Origin of the sequence: Caenispirillum bisanense (assembly GCF_900230255.1) — a bacterium.
GTDB classification, from domain to species: domain Bacteria; phylum Pseudomonadota; class Alphaproteobacteria; order Rhodospirillales; family Rhodospirillaceae; genus Caenispirillum; species Caenispirillum bisanense_A.
The window spans coordinates 21,838-39,034 of sequence record NZ_OCNJ01000002.1 but is presented as its reverse complement, the minus strand read 5'-3'; the positions used below and the strand labels follow the sequence as shown (position 1 = coordinate 39,034).

19 protein-coding genes are annotated in these 17,197 nt (G+C 70.9%); 7 read left to right on the top strand and 12 right to left on the bottom strand.

The window, feature by feature from the left end; all coding sequences use genetic code 11:
• The first annotated feature begins 8 nt into the window (after positions 1–8).
• The gene (locus tag CRP50_RS04635; RefSeq protein ID WP_176525028.1) at positions 9–557 is read left to right on the top strand and encodes an IS5 family transposase; all 549 of its coding nucleotides are present in this window, start codon (positions 9–11) and stop codon (positions 555–557) included.
• Here CRP50_RS04635 and CRP50_RS04630 read toward each other — a convergent pair.
• The gene (locus CRP50_RS04630; RefSeq protein WP_097277836.1) at positions 554–964 is read right to left on the bottom strand and encodes a DUF1801 domain-containing protein; all 411 of its coding nucleotides are present in this window, start codon (positions 962–964) and stop codon (positions 554–556) included. The genes CRP50_RS04635 and CRP50_RS04630 overlap by 4 nt on opposite strands.
• 86 nt (positions 965–1,050) lie before the next feature.
• Complete coding sequence (locus CRP50_RS04625; RefSeq protein ID WP_097277835.1) at positions 1,051–2,340, bottom strand: MFS transporter; 1,290 nt, start codon at positions 2,338–2,340, stop codon at positions 1,051–1,053.
• 113 nt (positions 2,341–2,453) lie between these two features.
• On the opposite strand from CRP50_RS04625, the gene CRP50_RS04620 reads away from it, so the two are divergent.
• Positions 2,454–2,906 carry a winged helix-turn-helix transcriptional regulator gene (locus CRP50_RS04620; RefSeq protein ID WP_097277834.1) on the top strand — a complete coding sequence of 151 codons (453 nt, stop codon included), beginning with the start codon at positions 2,454–2,456 and terminating at the stop codon, positions 2,904–2,906.
• 15 nt (positions 2,907–2,921) lie between these two features.
• Here the strand turns inward: CRP50_RS04620 and CRP50_RS04615 are convergent, their stop codons facing one another.
• Together CRP50_RS04615 and CRP50_RS04610 are read right to left on the bottom strand one after the other, a co-directional pair.
• Entirely contained in the window at positions 2,922–4,523 is a 1,602-nt protein-coding gene (locus CRP50_RS04615) for a 2Fe-2S iron-sulfur cluster-binding protein (RefSeq protein WP_097277833.1), read from the bottom strand.
• Positions 4,524–4,598: 75 nt separating this feature from the next.
• Complete coding sequence (locus CRP50_RS04610) at positions 4,599–5,144, bottom strand: carboxymuconolactone decarboxylase family protein (protein WP_097277832.1); 546 nt, start codon at positions 5,142–5,144, stop codon at positions 4,599–4,601.
• A gap of 131 nt (positions 5,145–5,275) precedes the next feature.
• Between CRP50_RS04610 and CRP50_RS04605 the strand changes: the two genes are divergently transcribed.
• Entirely contained in the window at positions 5,276–6,175 is a 900-nt protein-coding gene (locus CRP50_RS04605; protein WP_097277831.1) for a LysR family transcriptional regulator, read from the top strand.
• Between the two features lie 17 nt (positions 6,176–6,192).
• On the opposite strand, the gene CRP50_RS04600 is transcribed toward CRP50_RS04605, so the two are convergent.
• The gene (locus CRP50_RS04600) at positions 6,193–6,558 is read right to left on the bottom strand and encodes a nuclear transport factor 2 family protein (RefSeq protein WP_097277830.1); all 366 of its coding nucleotides are present in this window, start codon (positions 6,556–6,558) and stop codon (positions 6,193–6,195) included.
• Between CRP50_RS04600 and CRP50_RS04595 the strand changes: the two genes are divergently transcribed.
• Positions 6,503–6,622: a zinc-binding dehydrogenase gene (locus CRP50_RS04595; RefSeq protein WP_245913393.1), complete on the top strand. Its 120-nt coding sequence runs from the start codon at positions 6,503–6,505 to the stop codon at positions 6,620–6,622. The two genes, CRP50_RS04600 and CRP50_RS04595, sit on opposite strands and share 56 nt — an antisense overlap.
• A gap of 348 nt (positions 6,623–6,970) precedes the next feature.
• Here CRP50_RS04595 and CRP50_RS04585 read toward each other — a convergent pair whose 3' ends face one another.
• Positions 6,971–7,870 carry a LysR family transcriptional regulator gene (locus tag CRP50_RS04585; RefSeq protein ID WP_097277829.1) on the bottom strand — a complete coding sequence of 300 codons (900 nt, stop codon included), beginning with the start codon at positions 7,868–7,870 and terminating at the stop codon, positions 6,971–6,973.
• A 110-nt stretch (positions 7,871–7,980) separates the two neighbouring features.
• Here CRP50_RS04585 and CRP50_RS04580 point away from each other — a divergent pair, with 110 nt between their 5' ends.
• A complete protein-coding gene (locus CRP50_RS04580) occupies positions 7,981–9,174 on the top strand; it encodes an MFS transporter (RefSeq protein WP_097277828.1) in 1,194 nt (397 codons plus the stop codon).
• Positions 9,175–9,228: 54 nt separating this feature from the next.
• On the opposite strand, the gene CRP50_RS04575 is transcribed toward CRP50_RS04580, so the two are convergent.
• Positions 9,229–10,140, bottom strand: a complete 912-nt coding sequence (locus CRP50_RS04575) for a LysR family transcriptional regulator (protein ID WP_217991991.1) — start codon at positions 10,138–10,140, stop codon at positions 9,229–9,231.
• A 144-nt stretch (positions 10,141–10,284) separates the two neighbouring features.
• Here CRP50_RS04575 and CRP50_RS04570 point away from each other — a divergent pair, with 144 nt between their 5' ends.
• Complete coding sequence (locus CRP50_RS04570) at positions 10,285–11,238, top strand: alpha/beta fold hydrolase (protein ID WP_097277827.1); 954 nt, start codon at positions 10,285–10,287, stop codon at positions 11,236–11,238.
• Positions 11,239–11,315: 77 nt separating this feature from the next.
• On the opposite strand, the gene CRP50_RS04565 is transcribed toward CRP50_RS04570, so the two are convergent.
• A complete protein-coding gene (locus CRP50_RS04565; protein ID WP_217991990.1) occupies positions 11,316–12,800 on the bottom strand; it encodes an MFS transporter in 1,485 nt (494 codons plus the stop codon).
• A 229-nt stretch (positions 12,801–13,029) separates the two neighbouring features.
• On the opposite strand from CRP50_RS04565, the gene CRP50_RS04560 reads away from it, so the two are divergent.
• Positions 13,030–13,818: a helix-turn-helix transcriptional regulator gene (locus tag CRP50_RS04560; protein WP_097277825.1), complete on the top strand. Its 789-nt coding sequence runs from the start codon at positions 13,030–13,032 to the stop codon at positions 13,816–13,818.
• A 60-nt stretch (positions 13,819–13,878) separates the two neighbouring features.
• Here CRP50_RS04560 and CRP50_RS04555 read toward each other — a convergent pair whose 3' ends face one another.
• The 4 genes from CRP50_RS04555 to CRP50_RS04540 all read right to left on the bottom strand — a co-directional run bounded on the left by CRP50_RS04555 (position 13,879) and on the right by CRP50_RS04540 (position 17,180).
• Entirely contained in the window at positions 13,879–14,322 is a 444-nt protein-coding gene (locus CRP50_RS04555; RefSeq protein ID WP_097277824.1) for a VOC family protein, read from the bottom strand.
• A 75-nt stretch (positions 14,323–14,397) separates the two neighbouring features.
• Positions 14,398–15,219: a helix-turn-helix domain-containing protein gene (locus tag CRP50_RS04550; RefSeq protein ID WP_097277823.1), complete on the bottom strand. Its 822-nt coding sequence runs from the start codon at positions 15,217–15,219 to the stop codon at positions 14,398–14,400.
• A 24-nt stretch (positions 15,220–15,243) separates the two neighbouring features.
• Positions 15,244–16,398 (bottom strand): AAA family ATPase, encoded by a 1,155-nt coding sequence (locus tag CRP50_RS04545; protein ID WP_097277822.1) that lies wholly within the window; start codon positions 16,396–16,398, stop codon positions 15,244–15,246.
• A gap of 119 nt (positions 16,399–16,517) precedes the next feature.
• Positions 16,518–17,180, bottom strand: coding sequence for a glutathione S-transferase family protein (locus CRP50_RS04540; RefSeq protein WP_217991989.1), 663 nt, complete (start codon positions 17,178–17,180; stop codon positions 16,518–16,520).
• Positions 17,181–17,197: the final 17 nt, after the last annotated feature.

Genomic DNA, 17,197 nt, shown 5'->3' with positions numbered 1-17,197 from the left:
AAGGGCGTGTGGGTGAAGGTTTTCGAAATGTTGGCGGCGAAGTCGCCGCACTCGATGCACCTGATCGACTCATCCATCGTCCGCGCCCATCACCATACGGCGGCGGGAAAAAGGGGGATTCGGATCACGCCCTCGGTCGCTCTCGTGGTGGACTGAGCACCAAGATCAACGCCGTGGTCGATGAAGCAGGCCGCCCGGTATGTATCGTGCTGACGGCGGGTCAGGCGTCGGACAAGGCAGCTGTGGAAGCCATGCTGGAAGGGCTCCCTGCAGCCGACCATCTGGTTGCCGATCGCGGCTACGACGCTCAGGCCATTCTGAACCTTGTCCGCCAGCATGGAGCCGAGCCCCATATTCCGACCCAGCGGGACCGGAAAGTCCAACGCTCCGTCGATCGAGCCTTATACCGTCAGCGCAACCTGGTGGAACGGTTTTTCAACAAAATCAAGCAGCTCCGCAAGATCGCCACCCGCTACGAGCAGTCCGCCAGAAACTATCTGGCCGCAATTCTCATCGCGGCGTCCCAAATCTGGCTTAGGTATGAGTCCGCGTCCTAGCGGCGCTTCGTCTTCCGGTTCGCTTCGTTGAAGGCGACGGCCGCCTCCACCAGTGCCTTGAACGCCGCTGCGTCGACGCCGTCGCCGTCGCGGATGTCGATGGCCCGGCGCGTGCCGCCGCCCAGGCTCGCGTTGAACAGGCCGGCGGGGTCGGGCAGCGCGGCGCCTTTGGCGAAGGTCAGCTTGACGGTGGCCTTGTAGACCTCGCCGGTGCAGAGGATGCCGTCGTGCTCCCACGTCGGGACGCCCGAGGGGTTGGTGGGCTTCACCCACTTCACCGCCTCGACCACCGCCGGGTCGGCCTCGTGGATCAGCCGGCGCATCCGCGCCAGGACGGCGCCGCGCCAATCGCCGAGGCCGGCGATCTTGGCGTCGATGCGGGCGGTCGGGGACTCCTCTTCACTCATGGCGTCTTCTCCTTCCGGCGGCCGGCGCACTGCGACCTCGCCGCCCAGAGTGACCGGCCCGGACCGGTTCGCCCAGGTCCATTCGTCTACTCGGCGGCCGCCGTCGGGCGGGTGGCGCAGGCCGGCGTCGCGCGCAAGGTCAGGGACCAGAACATCAGCGCAAGGACGCCGATGCCTGCCCCCATCAGGGAGACGCCGCCCCACCCGGCACGGGCGTAGACCAGGGTCGAGAGCGAGGAGCCGATGGCACTGCCCACGGAATAGAAGACCATGTAGGCGGCAGTGAGGCGGTTTTGCGCCTCGGGTCGCGTGCGATAGATCATGCTCTGGTTCGTGACGTGGACGGCCTGCAGGCCGAAGTCGAGGACGACGACGCCGACCACAAGCCACAGCAAGGAGTGCGGCAGCAGGGAGATGGGCAGCCAGGCGACGGTCATGAGCCCCAGTGCGACACCCGTCGTCCGCTGCCCGTACCCGCGATCGGCCCACCGCCCCGCCCGTGCCGCCCCCAGCGCACCGGCGGCACCGGCGAGCCCGAAGAGCCCGACCTCGGTATGGGACAGCGCGTAGGGCGGCGCGCTCAGCGGCAGGACCAGGGGCGCGAGAAGGGTCGTGACGTCGGCGAAGATCAGCATGGCGATCACCGCACGGATTCGCAGGACCGGCTCCGCGACGAAGAGCGTCACCAGGGAGCCGATCAGCCCGACGTAGGACTGCCGCTCCGCCCGCCTCTCCTGGTGCGGAAGGGCCCGGCAGAGCAGCACCGTGATCACCAGCATCAGGCCGGCCGACAGCAGGTAGACCGTCCGCCATCCGGAAAGATCCGTCACCAGCCCGGCTACGCTGCGGGCCAGCAGGATGCCGAGGACGATGCCGCTGGTGACCACGCCGACCACATGGCCGCGTTCGCCCGGCCGCGCCAGGCTGGCCGCATAGGCGACGAGCGCCTGCGTCACCACCGCCAGCAACCCGACCGTCGCCATGGACGCCAGCAACATCGCCGCCGTCGAGGCGAACCCGACGCACAGGAGGGCCAGAACCGACAGCAGCGACTGGCCGAGGATCAGCCTGCGGCGGTCGACGAGGTCGCCGAGCGGCACCAGCAGGATCAGGCCGACGGCGTAGCCGACCTGGGTCGCCCCGACGATGAGCCCGGCCTGGCCGCGGGTGAGCGCGAGGTCGTCGGCCATGACGTCGAGCAGGGGATGGGCGAAGTATGCGTTCGCCACGGCGAGCCCGCTCGCGACGGCGAACAGGAGGGTGACCGGCCGGCTCATCCGCGGCGCGGCGCCCGAGAGGGCGGGGTCGGGGGTGGATTGCGGGCGCAAGGGGGCGGCCGCGGCGCCGTCGGGCGCTGCGTTCTTCGGCAAGTCCATTGCGGGCTCCTGTCGATCATGGTCTCTTTATGAAACCAAACAAGCAGTACCCCTGTTGGTTTTATAATGCAACCGAAAACCGGGGACGCCGCCGTTCGATCCGGAGACACCCCATGGTGGGACGCAAGAGCCTGAAGACCGACCACTGCCCCAGCGCCCGGTCCCTGGACGTCATCGGGGACTGGTGGTCGCTGCTGATCGTGCGCGACGCCTTCGACGGCATGACGCGGTTCGGCGAGTTCCAGAAGAGCCTCGGGATCGCCAAGAACATCCTCACCGACCGCCTGCGCACGCTGGTCGCGCGGGGGATCCTGGAGGCGGTGCCGACCGGCGAGACGGGGACGCGCAGCGCGTACAGGCTGACGCCGGTCGGGCGGGACCTGTTCCCGGTGATGGTGGCGCTGCGCCAGTTCGGCGAGCGCCATCTGTTCACCGCGGACGAGGCCCATTCCGTCCTGGTCGACCGCGAGAGCGGCCGGCCGGTCCACCTGGAGGTGCGCGCCGAGGACGGCCGCCTGGTCGGCCCCGACGACACGGTGATCCGCAAGGTTCCCGCCGACGGCTGACCGGCGCGCGGCCCGTCACAGGTCAAGGGTGAGGGCATCCCCGACCGCCCACGACACGCAGGGGCACATCAACCCGGCCTGCGTCCGCTCGGCGGCGGTCAAGGCGTCGTCACGGTGGTCCGGCACGCCGTCGAGGACCTTGGTGGCGCAGGTGCCGCAGGTGCCGACGCGGCATTGGGCGGCGGTCTCGATGCCTGCCGCGGCCAGGGCGTCGAGGATGCTCTGCCCGGCGGGCACTGCGACGCTGCGGCCGGAGCGCACGAGGTGGACGCTGAGCGGCCCGTCGACCCCCGCCGGCTCCGACGCCGCGAAGCGCTCCGACCGCACCCGCTCGGGCGGGATGCCGCAGGCGGCGGCATGCTCGTGGACCGCCGCGAGGAGGGATGCCGGCCCGCAGGCGTAGACGACGGCATCGGCCGGCGCCGCCGCCAGGACGGCGCCGACGTCAAGTCGTCGCGACGCGGGGTCGAGCGCGCCGTACCGGCGCAGGCGGTCGCCGAGGCGTGCCTCCAGGTCCCGCAGCATCGCCATCCCCGCCGGGTCGCGGGTGGCGTAGTGGAGGGTGAAGGGGCGCCCCGCTTCGAGCAGAGCCGCCGCCATCGCCCGCAGCGGCGTGATGCCGATGCCGCCGGCGACGAGCACGGTCGGCCGCGCGTCGTCGTGCAGCGGGAACCGGTTCGCCGGCCGGCCGCAGTGCAGGACGGTACCGAGGCCGTAGTCGCGGTGCACGGCGACGGAGCCGCCGCGGCCGCCGTCCTCGCGCTGGACGGCGATCCGGTAGCGGTGGCGGTCGGCCGGGTCGCCCGTCAGCGAATAGGGGCGCGTCGCCTCCGTCCCGTCGGGCAGGCGGACCGGCACGGCGAGATGGGCGCCCGGCGTCCAAGTCGGCAGTCGTCCGCCGTCGGGGGCCTGCAGCTCGTACGTGCGGATGCGCGGCGTCACCTGCCGGATCCCCGAGATCACAAGCTCCAGCGGGCCGCTGCCGAGGCGCGGCGGCGGCGCCGTCCCCTGCGCCCGCAGGGCGGCCGCCTCTGCTTCTGCATCGGCGAGTTGGCGGCGCAGCGGGGCGACCAGCGCCGCGGTTTCCTCGGCGGTGAAGCGGGGCGTGATGTGCTGCGGGCAGTTCCAGTCCAGCGCTTCGACCGTCAACACCACCGCCCGCTCGACGCGGGCGCGATAGGTCGGGATCTCCAGCCGGGCCAGCAGGGCGCGATCGTCGCTCTCGTGCACGATGCGCGCCCGCGCCCAGATCTTCAGGCGGCGGCGGTTGGCATAGTCCATGAGGATCAGGGCGACGCGGCCGTCCGCCTCGATATTGCCCGTGCTGATGTACTGGACGTTGCCGCGGAAGTCGGCATAGCCGAGCGTCCGCTCGTCCAGGACCTTCAGGAAACCCGGCGGGCCGCCGCGGAACTGGACGTAGGGCCAGCCGGTCTCGCCCACGGTCGCCTGATAGAATCCGTCGCGGGCGGCGATGAACTCCGCCTCGCGGGCGGTGAGCACGGCCCCGCGGTCGGCGGCCCGCTCGAACCCCTCGTTGGCGGCGCGGCTGCCGTAGCGGGCCTGGGCGGCCTTGACGCTCGGGGTGAAGGTGATGTCTGCGAAAGCGCGTGCCATGGCGGGAACACTCCCTGGAGGAAACCGGCGCCCCCGCCCTACCGGGCACGGTCGGGCGGGGGCGGCGGCGCGGGATCAGGCGTGCTGCAGCAGCGGGACCTCGGGGAAGTCGATCTCGATGCGGCTGGCCTTGCCGAGGATGTTGGTCAGCAGGTTCATGCCGACGTGCACGATGATCTCGACGATCTCGGCATCGCCGTAGCCGGCCCGGCGCACCGCCTCGATCTCGGCGGTGGTCACCTCGCCCGTGTGCTCGACCAGGGCGCGGGCGAAGGCGACGGCCGCCGCCGCCCGGTCGTCCTGCGAGGTGCCGCGGCGGTTGGCCGCCATCTCCTCGCCGCTCAGCCCGGTGCCGCGGCCGATGGCGGTATGCGCCGAGACGCAGTACTGGCAGTCGTTCTGCTCGGCGAGGGCGAGCGCGATGCGCTCGCGCGTCGGTGCATCAAGGCTGCCTTGCCCGGCGATGCCGTGCAGCCCGAGGAAAGCGGCGAGGGCGGCGGGGGAATGGGCGAGCACGCGCAGGAAGTTGGGCGTCATGCCGAGCTTGGCCTGAACGGCGTCCAGCAGGGCCTTGGCCTCGGCGGAGGCGGCGGCGGGATCGACGGCGGGGATGCGGGTCATGGGGAACGGTCCTTGTCCGGTGGCCGGGACGGCGATGGCCGCCCCCGGTGACCAGACAATCGCCCTTGTCTTCGAAGATATGAATTCTCATTCTCGGCAAAAGATAGTTCCAGTTTAGGGAATGATCGGTCATGGACAGGCTGCAGGCGATGACGGTGTTCGTGGCGGTCGCGGAGGAAGAAGGCTTCGTGCGCGCGGCGCGCCGCCTGGCGCTGTCGCCGCCCGTGGTGACGCGGGCCGTCGCCGCGCTCGAAGACCGCATCGGCACGCGGCTGCTTCACCGCACCACGCGCAGCGTGCGCCTGACCGAAGAGGGCCGCCGCTACCTGGAGGACTGCCGCCGCATCCTGGCCGAGGTCGAGGAGGCGGAGGAGGCCGCGGCCGGCTCGCACCGCGAGCCGCAGGGGCGGCTGTCGGTCACGGCGCCGGTGCTGTTCGGGCGCATACACATCGCCCCGATCCTGCTCGACTTTCTCGGCCGTCATCCGCGGGTGAGCGTGCGGACGCTGTTCGTCGACCGCGTCGTCAACCTCATGGACGAAGGCCTGGACGTGGCGGTGCGCATCGCCCACCTGCCCGATTCGGGGATGACGGCGGTGAAGGTGGGGTCGGTGCGGCGCCTCGTCTGCGCCTCGCCGGCCTATCTGGCGGCGCACGGCGTGCCGCAGGAGCCGGCTGCGCTGGCCGATCACCGCATCGTCGCGGTGCACGGCGTCACGCCGTCGCCGGTGTGGTCGTTCCGTGCCGGCGACGGCGAGATCGCGGTGCGGACGGCGCCGCGGCTGGAGGTGAACACGGCGGATACGGCCATCGCCGCCGCCCTGCAGGGGCACGGGCTGACGCGCGTGCTGTCCTACATGGTCGCCGCCGACGTCGCGGCCGGCCGGCTGGCGGTGGTGCTGGCGGACTACGAGCCGCCGCCGGTGCCGATCCACCTCGTGCACCGCGAGGGGCGGGACGCCTCCGCCCGGGTGCGGGCCTTCGTGGATTTCGCCGCGCGCCGGCTGCGGGCGGAACGCGCCCTCGGCTGACGGGCACCGCGGCCGGATCAGGACCGCGAGCCGAGATCCCGGTCCTCGGCGCCGCCGGCTTCCAGCCGGGTCAATTCGTCGACGAGGCGCAGTCTGCCGTCCGCGAAGGCGTAGAAGGCGACCACCTTCATCGTCACCGCCTGCCCCGTGGTCTTGGTGACGCGGGCGGTGTGGACGGTGGCGGCGGACCGGCCGTCGCCGACGATACGCTCGATGGTCACGGCGGCCCGCGCCGTCACCGCCGCCGCATGTCGGAGGACCCCGGCGCGGTCGTAGGTGCGGCCGTCGACCCGCTGCAGCCACGGCCGCGCAGTGCCACGAGGCGGCCTGGCGCACAGGAAGCTCCACCCGATCATCGCCAGAACATTCGCCTTCTGCGACATCGTCGCCGCGCACTGCTATCTGGAACCGAACGAGCAGTTCGGGAAGATCGTCGTGACGCTCTGAGGGGCTCCCAAAAATGGTCGCCTGTCCATCGAGCGGCCCCGCAGCGAGGGCACCGTCACTCAGCGACGAAGGCAAGTATTTCCCTAGCCACTTCCTCGGGCCGCTCTTCGATCACCAAGTGCCCGGCATCGTCGATGACGCGGAGGACCGAGGCAGGGTTCAGCCGGTGCAGCGTTTCGTCGCGCTCCTGGTTTAATATTTTCTTGCGATGTGAAAGGGGCAGCGGCGTCGACGCGGCGCGTGACTCCCCGGAACAAACTGACCCGCCGGACCTTTGCCGCCCAGGTCCATTTGGCGGGCCGGGAAGAACTGGCGTCGCCAGATGCATACAGGCCGCATGCGGCACTGTCACCGGAACAGCGTGTCGGCCATGACGTCGACGAACACGCGCAGCTTGGGCGGCACGTGGCGGCTCGCCGGCCACAGGATCCTGAAGGTCCCCGTGTGCTCCACGGCGTCCTCCAGCACGGCGACCAGCGTGCCGGCGTCCAGCTGGCGCCGGATGGCGAAGTCGGGCAGGCAGGTGATGCCGCGGCCGCACTCCGCCATGGCGATGAGGGGCTCGATGGTGTTCATCACCGCCGTGCGGGGCAGCAGCGCCTCGACGTCCTCGAAGCCCGCCCGGAACGGCCAGCGCTCCAGCGTGCCGCTGGTGGCGAAGCGGTGGTGTAGGCAGGCGTGGTGCCGCAGGTCGGCCGGTGCGCGCGGCGTGCCGCGGCTCTCCAGGTACGCGGGCGACGCCACCAGCATGAGGCGGAAGGTGCCGAGCACCCGCGTCATCAGCCGCGAGTCGGCCACCTCGCCGGCGCGGATGACGGCGTCGAACCCCTCCTCCACGACATCCACCAGCCGGTCGCTGAAGTCGACGTCGAGTTCCACCTCCGGATAAGCGGCCATGAACCCGGCCAGCGCCGGCGTCATCAGCATGCCGGCCAACGGCATGCTGACCCGCAGGCGGCCGCGGGGCGCGTCACGGCTTTGCGCCAGCTCGCGCTCGGCGGCGTCCAGTTCGTCGAGGATGCGGCGGCAGCGTGCCAGGAAGGCGGCCCCCTCCGGAGTGAGGGTCACCGTCCGCGTGGAACGGTGGAGCAGGCGGACGCCGAGCGTCTCCTCCAGCCGGGCGACGGCCTTGCCGACGGCCGACGACGAGACGCCGAGCTGCCGGCCCGCCGCCGTGAAGCTGCGGGCCTCGGCGGCACGGACGAAGGCATCGAAGGCGCGGAAACTGTCGAGGCGGGACCGGGTCATTGCGGACAGTATAGTCCGGAAAACCAGGAACTGGAGCCCCATTCTCCGCGGTGAGGGCGTGGCCGTAGGGTTGGCCCGTCTTCAACCGTTCCGGATGGGAGTGCCCTTCCATGCCCTCAGTGACATCCTCGCGCGAGCCGGCGGCGGGCGACCGGCTGCCGGTCCTCGGCCTGCTCGCCCTCGCCCTGGCGACCTTTCTCACCGTGCTGACTGAGGCCCTGCCGGCCGGCCTGCTGCCGCCGATCAGCCGCGACATGCAGGTGCCGGAAGCCTGGATCGGCCAGTACGTCTCCGTCTATGCCCTCGGCACCGTCCTGTCCGCCATCCCCCTGACGGCGGCGACGCAGGGGTGGCGGCGCCGGCCGCTGCTGGTTCTGGCCATCGCCGGCTTCGCCGCCGCCAACAGCGTCACCGCCCTGTCGGAGAGCTACGGGCTGACCCTGGCGGCCCGGTTTCTGGCGGGCATCTTCGCCGGCCTCCTGTGGGCGCTGGTGGCGGGCTATGCCACGCGCATGGCGCCAGCGGCGCTGCGGGGGCGGGCCATGGCCATCGCCATGGTCGGCATTCCGCTCGCGCTGACCGTGGGGATCCCGGCCGGCACCTTCGTCGGCACGCTGTTCGGCTGGCGGCTCGCCTTCGGCCTGATGAGCGGGCTCAGCCTTCTCGCCATGGCCTGGCTGCTCGCCTGCGTGCCCGACTTCCCCGGCAGCCCGCCGGAGAGGCGGACGACCCTGGCGGCGGTCGCCCGGCGGCCGGGAGTGCGCGCCGTGCTGTGGGTCACGCTGACGTTCGTGCTGGCGCACACCATCCTCTACACCTACGTCGCGCCGCTGCTTGAGCCCTTCGGCCTGGCCGGCCGGCTGGATGTCGTGCTGCTGGTGTTCGGGCTGGTGGCGCTCGCCGCCGTCTGGGTCGTCGGCGCGCTCATCGACCGCCGCCTGCGCGAGCTGACGCTGGCGAGTGCCGGCCTGTTCGCCGTCGCCGTCGTGGTCTTCGGCCTCGGCCGGACGCCCGAGGCCGCCTGGGCCGCGGTGGTGATCTGGGGCCTGGGATGGGGTGGCGCCGCCACCCTGCTGCAGACCGCCTCCGCCCAGGCCGCCGGCGAAGCGGCCGACGTCGCCCAGGCCATGCTCGTCACGGTGTGGAACCTCGCCATGGCGGCGGGCGGCGTCGCCGGCGGTCTGCTGCTGGACACGCAGGGCGCCGGCGCCATACCCGGCCCGACCTTGGCGCTGGTGATCGTCGCCCTCGTCGTCGCCTATGCGGCGAAGACGGCCGGCTTCGCCCCGGCGCGAAGCCGCTGACGGCTGGCGAAAGGGGCGCCCGGCACCGGGACACCGTCGCGGCGCCCCGCGACATCATGCGCCGATCAGGCTGATCGCCTGCCGCAGCCGGGGTGCGGCGAAATCCAGGAAGCACCTCATCTTCAGCGGCAACAGCGCGTGCGGCGCATGGACGAGGTGCACGGGATAGGGCTCCAGTTCGTAGTCGGCGAGGACGATCTCCAGCGTCTTCGCCCGGATGGCGGCCTCGGCTTGATAGTGCAGCAGATGCACGAGCCCGGCGCCATGAACGGCGGCTTCCATCGACGCCTCCGCCGTGCTGATCAGCCGCGGCCGCACCGGCACCTCGATGAGGGCGGCGCTATCGGGATCGCGGAACCGCCAGCACGCCGCTTGCGGCGGCCCGTCCGGCATGATGCAGGGGAAGCGCGCCACGTCATCCGGCGTCCGTGGCACACCCCGCCCGTCCCACAGCCGAGGGCTACCGCAAACGACCCCACGGATTGACCCCACGCGCGTGGCGATCATGCCGCTATCGGGTAGATGCCCGATGCGAACCGCCATATCGACCTGATCGTCGAGGAGGTCGACCTGTCGATCGCCGAGTGCCAGGCGAATGTCGATGTCGGGAAAGCGGCCGAGGAAGTCCGCGACGATGGGAACGACATGGCGCCGCCCGAAGAAGAGCGGCGCCGTGACCACCAGGTTGCCGCGAGGCGCGACGAATTCTCCGGCCACCTCCCGCTCCGCCTCATCGACCTGTTCGAGGATCCGCCTGGCCGCCGCGGCATAAGCGATGCCGGCCTCGGTCAAGCTGAGCTTGCGGGTCGTGCGCGTCAGAAGCTGCGCCCCGAGGTGACGTTCGAGCTCGGCGAGCTTGCGACTGACGGTCTGGACGGGGACATGCATCTCGCGGGCGGCGGCCGAGAAGCTGCCGTGCTGGATCGTCGTCAAAAAGATCCTCATGCCGTCGAAGCGATCCATCATTTTCCCATAAATAGTGAAGATGCTTTGCAAGCTTAGAGGATTATCATCTTGGGCGTGAAGCCGCATGTTCGGCCCGGTAGGGATGTCCATGCACAAGGAGAGCGCCCAGTGCCCCGTTCTGCAGTTCCCATTGGCCGACGCTCGATGCTCGCGCTGTCTGCGGCAGCACCTGCAGCAGCCGGCCTGTCGACCCTCGCCGCCTCGCCGGGTCTTGCGACCAGCGGCAGCACGGTGCCGGCCAAGATCCACTTCCGCACACAGAAGGTCGGCGACGTCGAGGTCTTCTACCGCGAGGCGGGGCCTGCCGACGCGCCCGTGTTGCTGCTGCTTCACGGCTTCCCGAGCTCGGGGCACATGTATCGGGATCTCATCCCGCACTTGGCGGACAGCTATCGCGTGATCGCGCCCGACTTGCCGGGTTTCGGCGAGACGGCGGCGCCGCCTCGCGAGGAATTCACCTACGGCTTCGCCACGCTCGCGACGACTATGGAAGGCTTCGTCGATGCGCTCGGGTTGGAGCGTTATGCGATCTACATCTTCGACTACGGTGCGCCGGTCGGCCTGCGCCTCGCGCTCGCGCAGCAGGATCGGATTTCCGCGATCGTCAGCCAGAACGGCAATGCCTACGTCGAGGGGCTAAGCCAGGGCTGGAGCCCGATCCAGCGATACTGGCGCGAGCCGACGAAGGAGAACCGCGAAGCACTGCGGATCTTCCAGACCCCGGACGCGGTGCGCCAGCAGTACGTCATGGGTGTTCCAGATCCATCGCTGGTCTCGACCGACGGGTCCAACCTGGACTCCTTCTTCCTCGCCCGCGCGGGCCGGGACGAAATACAGCTCGACCTGATCCTGGACTACCGCAGCAACGTGGAGCTCTATCCGCAGTTCCATGCGTACTTCCGGACCAGGCAGCCCCCGCTGCTCGCCGTCTGGGGCAGGAACGACCCCTTCTTCCTGCCCGCCGGAGCGGACGCCTTCAAGCGGGACATCCCGGGCGCGGAAGTTCACTTCTTCGATACGGGGCACTTCGCGCTGGAGACGCATCATCAGGAGATCGCCGCCCTGTTGCGCGATTTCCTCGGCCGTCAGAAGCTCTGAACAGTGTGGAGGATCAGGCGCGAGGGGCGGGCATCAGCCGCGGCTGATCGGCCGGCGGCCGGCGCAACGGAGGCGTTTCAAGCGGCCTCGCTGTCCGAGGCGGTGCCGTCGCCGGCGACGCCCACGTGGCGCAGGACGATGGCGCACACTCCCGCCAGGACGGCGATCGCCAGCGCTGCGACCAGGGCGGAGGCGCCCAGCCCCGCCGTGAACGCCCCCTTGGCCGTGGCGAGCACGTCGTCCGGCAGGCGCTCCGCTGCCGATGCCGCCGCCCAGAGGCCTTCGCCGACGGCACGGGCTGCGGCCTCGGGAAGGTCCGCCGGCACGCGCTCTGCGACCAGCCGGCGGTAGACGGCGGTGGTGAGGCTGCCAAGGACGGCGACGCCTACGGCAATCCCCAGCTCCTGCACCGTTTCGGACATGGCCGAGGCGGATCCGGCCTTTTCCGGCGGGGCGGAGCCCACAACCAGATCGGTGCCGAGGGCTGCGATGGTGCCGAGCCCGAGATAGACGAGACCGTAGCCGAGCATCACCGGCACCAGTCCCGGCAGCCACGGCAGCAGGGCGAGGCAGAGGTAGCCGACGGCGGACAAAGCCAGAGATCCGGCCATGACCAGGCTCGGCCGCACGGTCCGGGCGACGAGGGGCGCGCCGATGCCGCCGACCATCATCATCACCGCCGGCGGCCCCATCCACAGGCCGGCGGCCATTGCCGAGAGGCCCATGACCAGCTGCAGGTACTGGGTGACCAGCAGCATGGCGCCGCCGACCCCGACCAGGCCGACCAACAGCACGGTCAAGGCGGCGCTGAAGGTCCTGTTGCCGAACAGGCCCACATCGAGCAGCGGGCTCGGGAGTCGTCGCTGCCGCCTCACGAAGAGGCGGGCGAAGAGCAATCCGGCCGCTAACGCGGCCACCGGCGCGATAGACAGACCGGTCTCCGCACTGGCCTTGATGAAATAGACAACCGGCAGGATCGCGGCGAGGGACAGCGCGACGCTGAGCAGGTCGGGCCGCCCACTTCCGGGCGCCCGGTATTCCGGCAGAACCAGCGGACCGGCGACGAGCACCACGGCGATGACGGGTATTGCCACGAGAAACGCCGCGCCCCACCAGAAATGCTCCAGCAGTACCCCACCGACCAGCGGTCCCGCCGCCATGCCGAGGGCGAACATGGTCGCCCATATCCCGATGGCGAGCGCCCGCTCCCGCGGCACCGGAAACAGGGTGCTGACGAGCGCCAGAGTGGAGGGCATCAGGGTCGCGCCGGCGACGCCGAGCATGGCGCGGGCGGCGATCAAGATGCCGGCGGTCGGCGAGAAGGCCGCCAGCACCGATGCGGCGCCGAAGGCGGCGGTTCCGACAAGCAGCAGTCGCCGGCGTCCGATGCGGTCCCCCACCGTGCCCATGGTGATGAGGAAGCCAGCGATCATGAAGCCATAGGCGTCCATGATCCACAGCGCCTGGCTGCTGCTCGGGCGCAAGTCGGCCGCGAGGGCCGGCATGGCCAGATACAGCAGCGTCACGTCCAGGCCGAGGAGGGCGGTCGGCAGCGCCAGCACGGCTAGTCCGACCCATCGCGCGGGTCCTGCGCCTTCCCGGCCGGGAGAGTGCGGCGCCGTCGCCGGGACGGCCTGGGCATCGAGGGAGATCTGTTCGCAATCGGAAGACATGTCACCTCCGGGGAATAGGGAGGCGCGGTGCGGCCCCCCGACGTCGGGGCGGCATTTTCCGGAGGCACTAGGCCTGTTACAATCTGGCTGTTTATGGTGTTACAACGAGCAACAGGCCATGACGACGCGATCTCTCGAGCGGACACGAAAGGAGCTTGCGGAGTTCCTGCGGCACCATCGCGAGCGGGTCTCGCCCGCCGAGGTCGGCCTTACCGCCGGCCGCCGCCGCCGCACGCCTGGGCTGCGCCGCGAGGAAGTGGCTGCGCTCGCCGGTGTCGGCCTCAGTTGGTACACGTGGCTCGAACAGGGGCGAGACATCGGCGTGTCGGAGGACTTCCTCCTGCGCTTGGCCAAGGTGCTCCGGCTCGACGACGCCGAATGCTGCCATCTGTTCGTTCTGGCGCACCGCCGCCCGCCGCCCGCCGAGCCTTACCATTGGCCCGTCGTCTCGCCGCGCGTACAGCTGCTCATGGACGACTGGCGGGACCGCCCGGCCTATGTCCAGAACCTGCGGTGGGACGTCGTCGCCTGGAACGCCGCCGGGGACGGGCTGTTCGGCTTCTCCCGCAAGGAGCCGCCAGACAGGAACATGCTCCGGATGGTGTTCGCCGATCCCGATCTGCGACGCCGCCTTCCGGCTTGGGCGAGTGACGCGCCGCACCTCGTCGAGGCCCTGCGGCGCGACCTTGCGCTGGTCCCCGACGACCCGGCGATGCAGCGGTTGGTCGACGACCTGGAGTCCCTCTCGCCGGACTTCCGGCGCTGGTGGAACGGAACACCGGAACACAGCGCGGCGAGGGGCCTCACCGCCCTTGCAGGCGAACAAGGTGTACTGCGGCTGGAGCATGAGGTTCTGACGGTCGACGAACACCGCCACCTGCGGATGGTGGTCTATTTCCAACTGTAGGAGGCACGGAGGCTACATTCCCGCATTTGCTTCCTACCAGTGATGTGGCCGCAGCCCTAGTCAGTCGCCCGAGAGCATGGCTGCGTAACGCCGCTGCATCTCCTCGGGCTCGACCTCCTCGATGGCGTGGCCGATCAACCAGTCGTAGCCGAAGGGGTCGCGGATGGTGCCTGACCGCTCGCCATAGAAGTGGTCCTGCGGCGCGCGCACCAATCTGGCGCCGGCCGCCACCGCGGCGGCGATCATGGCGTCGGCGTCGTCCACGTGCAGGTGGATGACGAAGCAGCTCGGGCCGTCGGGATCGAGCGCGGCGATGCCGAGTTCGGGGAAGGGGTCCGACAGCATGATGGTCGTGCCGCCGAACAGCAGCTCCACATGGCCGATGCGCCCGCCGGGCTCGGTCAGGCGGAACTTCTCCACCGCCCCGAAGGCCGCTTTGTAGAACGCGACGGCCGCAGCGGCGTCGCGGGCGCGGAGATAGGGATAGACTTCGTGGATCGACATGGTGCGACCTCCTCGCGGTTGCCCGTCCACAGCCTGCCTGCGGGTGCGCCCCTGCGTCTTGAAGATAATTGACCGTCACGGCGCCAGCAGGACGTGGCGCGCCTCCACCGGCGCCAGACGGCGGTAGCGGCCGGGCGTCAGACCCGAGAACGCGCGGAACTCGCGCGTCATGTGGGCCTGATCGGCATAGCCGGCCAGCGCCGCCAGATCGGCGAGGGAGGCTTCGGGCGCGGCATGCAGGTGCGTCACGGCGGCATCGAAGCGGTGCAGGCGCAGATTGCTCTTGGGGCTCAGGCCGACCGCCTCGGTGAAGACCCGCACGAAGTGCCGGTGACTGACGCCGCTGTCCCTCACCACGCCGGCGATGGCCGAGCCGCCGTCGAACCGGCACAAGGCGTGGGCGATCATGGGGTCGATGCGGCGCAGCGACGCCAGACGCCGCTCCAGCACGGCCTCGAACAGGTCGAGCCGGCGGTCGAGGGCCGGGGTCGCCTCCAGCCGCTCGCGCAGGTCCGCGAGGTCGGCCCGCGGCCACAGATCTTCGAGGTTCGTGTGGCGGCCGGCAAGGGCGCCAGCGGGCGTGTTCGAGAGCAGATCGGCGGCGCCGGGCTTCAGCAGCGCCCCGACGCAGGCCGCCCCGTCACCCGTCGCCTTGCAATAGGCGCGCAGACGCATGCCGTTGAGGACGCTCCCGCCGACGACGGTTCCCGCCGCGTCGGCGGGATCGGTATAGATCCGCAGTGGGGAGCCACCGAGCCGGATGGCGACGTGCATCGCCCCCGCCGGCAGCATCAGCTCCCGCCGCGCGCCGAGTGGCGTCGGCGCGGTGGCGTCCGTCGCCCATACCGACGAGACGAAGGGCTGGAGGGCCGGCTTGGGCATGCGGCGCAGGGCCATAGCCTGACTCCCTTTCGTTCCCGCTCAGCGGCTCGGCCAGGACCACGGGTCCGGATCCCGTGCTTCCGCATCGGGATGCGATTCGCCGAGGTCCTTGTGCAGGCGGATGGTGACGGTGTCCGGGTCCGTGCCGAGCGCCTCGACCAGCGCCGGAGCGTGCGTCACGACGATCAGCTGGCAGCGCTTGCCCGCCGCCGTCAGCAGGCGCGCCAGCGCCTCGTGCAGCGCCGGGTTGAGGTGGCTTTCGGGCTCGTTCAGCACCATCAGCTCCGGTGGCCGCGGCGACAGCAGGGCAGCCACGAGCAGCAGGTAGCGCAGCGTCCCTTCCGAAAGCTCTCCCGCGCCCAGCGGCCGGAGCAGTCCGTGCTGCCGCATCTCGATGGAGAAATCCGGCGCGACGGCGACGGTCGCGCCATCGAAGGCGTCGGCGACGGCGGTCTTCAGGGCCACGTCGTCGCCGACTTCCACGATGGTCCGCAGGGCGGCGGCCAGATCGGCGCCGTCGGCGGCGAGGACGGGCGTGAAGGTGCCCACCTGGGGGCGACGGGCGGGCGCGTTGCGGTCGACCCGCAGGTCGTCGTAGAAGCGCCAGCGGCGCAGGCGCTCGCGCATCATCAGAAGCTCCACGCCGTCGCCGGGGCCGGCGCCCTGCACCAGCATACTGTCGACCGGCCCGATGGCGTTCCAGTCGTCGGACCACCCGCCATGGGCGCGGGACCGCAGGCGGAAGGCGGCACCGCGACGCTCGGCGAGGACGGTGCGCCGGGTCAGGCTCTGCCCCGCCCACAGGGCTTCCGCCTTGATGGCCGGATCGCGGGAGAAGAACGACGACGACGGCTGCGGCAGCCCGAGGTCGATGGCGTAGCCGTAGTCGTCGCTGGAAAACCCGAGCCGCATGGCGACCGACTTCGTGAGCACCGTGCCCTGCACCGGCTCCGCCCGGGCGCGCATGGCGCGGCTGAAGGCCTCCGGCCCCGCCCAGAGAGCCGAGGCGATGCCGCCCTCGGCCGCCAGCGAGCGGACCACGCCGCCGTCCGCCACGTCGGCCAGCAGCCGGAGCGAGCGGTAGAGGCTCGACTTGCCCGACCCGTTCTGCCCGGTGACGACGGTGACGGGGCCGAGACGCAGGGTGACGTCGCGCAACGACCGATAGCCCGAGATGGCCAGCCTGGTGATCATGACCCGGTTCCGTGCTGTGGCCGCTGGCGTCGTCGCCACCCGGCACAAGGCCGGGTGGCACTCCGTTGTCCACAACGCGCCGGGGCTGCGTCAAGGCTTCCGTCACCGGCCCGCGGCCGTCAGCGCCCGTAGGCCGCGACGACCTCCGCCAGGGGGACGTGCCCTTTGCAGGCTCCGCCGCCCGTCGCCGGCTCGCCGGCCTCCAGCGCCCTTGCGTAGACGACGGCGGGGTCGGCATCGAGGCGGGCCCGCAGCGCCGCGAGCCGGGGCCAACGGGCCGGATCGGCGACGGCGTGATAGTCGAGCCAGCGCGCCACGCCGACGAGGAGGCCGTCGGCCAGGGTCGGCCGATCGCCCACCAGGAAGGGGGTGTCGCCGATCATGTCCTCCAGCTTGTCGTGGCGCTCGACGACGCTCTCCCGGCCCCATCGGACGAGGGCGGCCTGCAGATCCGGATCGGGCGGATCCATCTCCATCGCCGCCCACAGCGGCGAGAAGGCGCCGGTGAAGCCGGTGTTGACGAAGCCCATCAGCTGGTGCATGCGGTCGGCGTCCGGCGAGCGGGGATCGAAGCTGATCCGGCGGTCGGTGTCGCGGGCTTCCAGCCACGCGGCGATGGCCATGGTTTCGGTGACGACGGTCCCGCGGTCGGTGATCAGCGCCGGCGTCTCGACCCGCGGGTTGATGCGGCGATAGGGCGGCTCGCGCATCTCGCCCAGCATGTCGACGCGGCACAGGCGGTGCGGCAGGCCCATCCATTCGAAAGCGGCGACGAGGCCCATGGAGCTTCCCGAGGGGA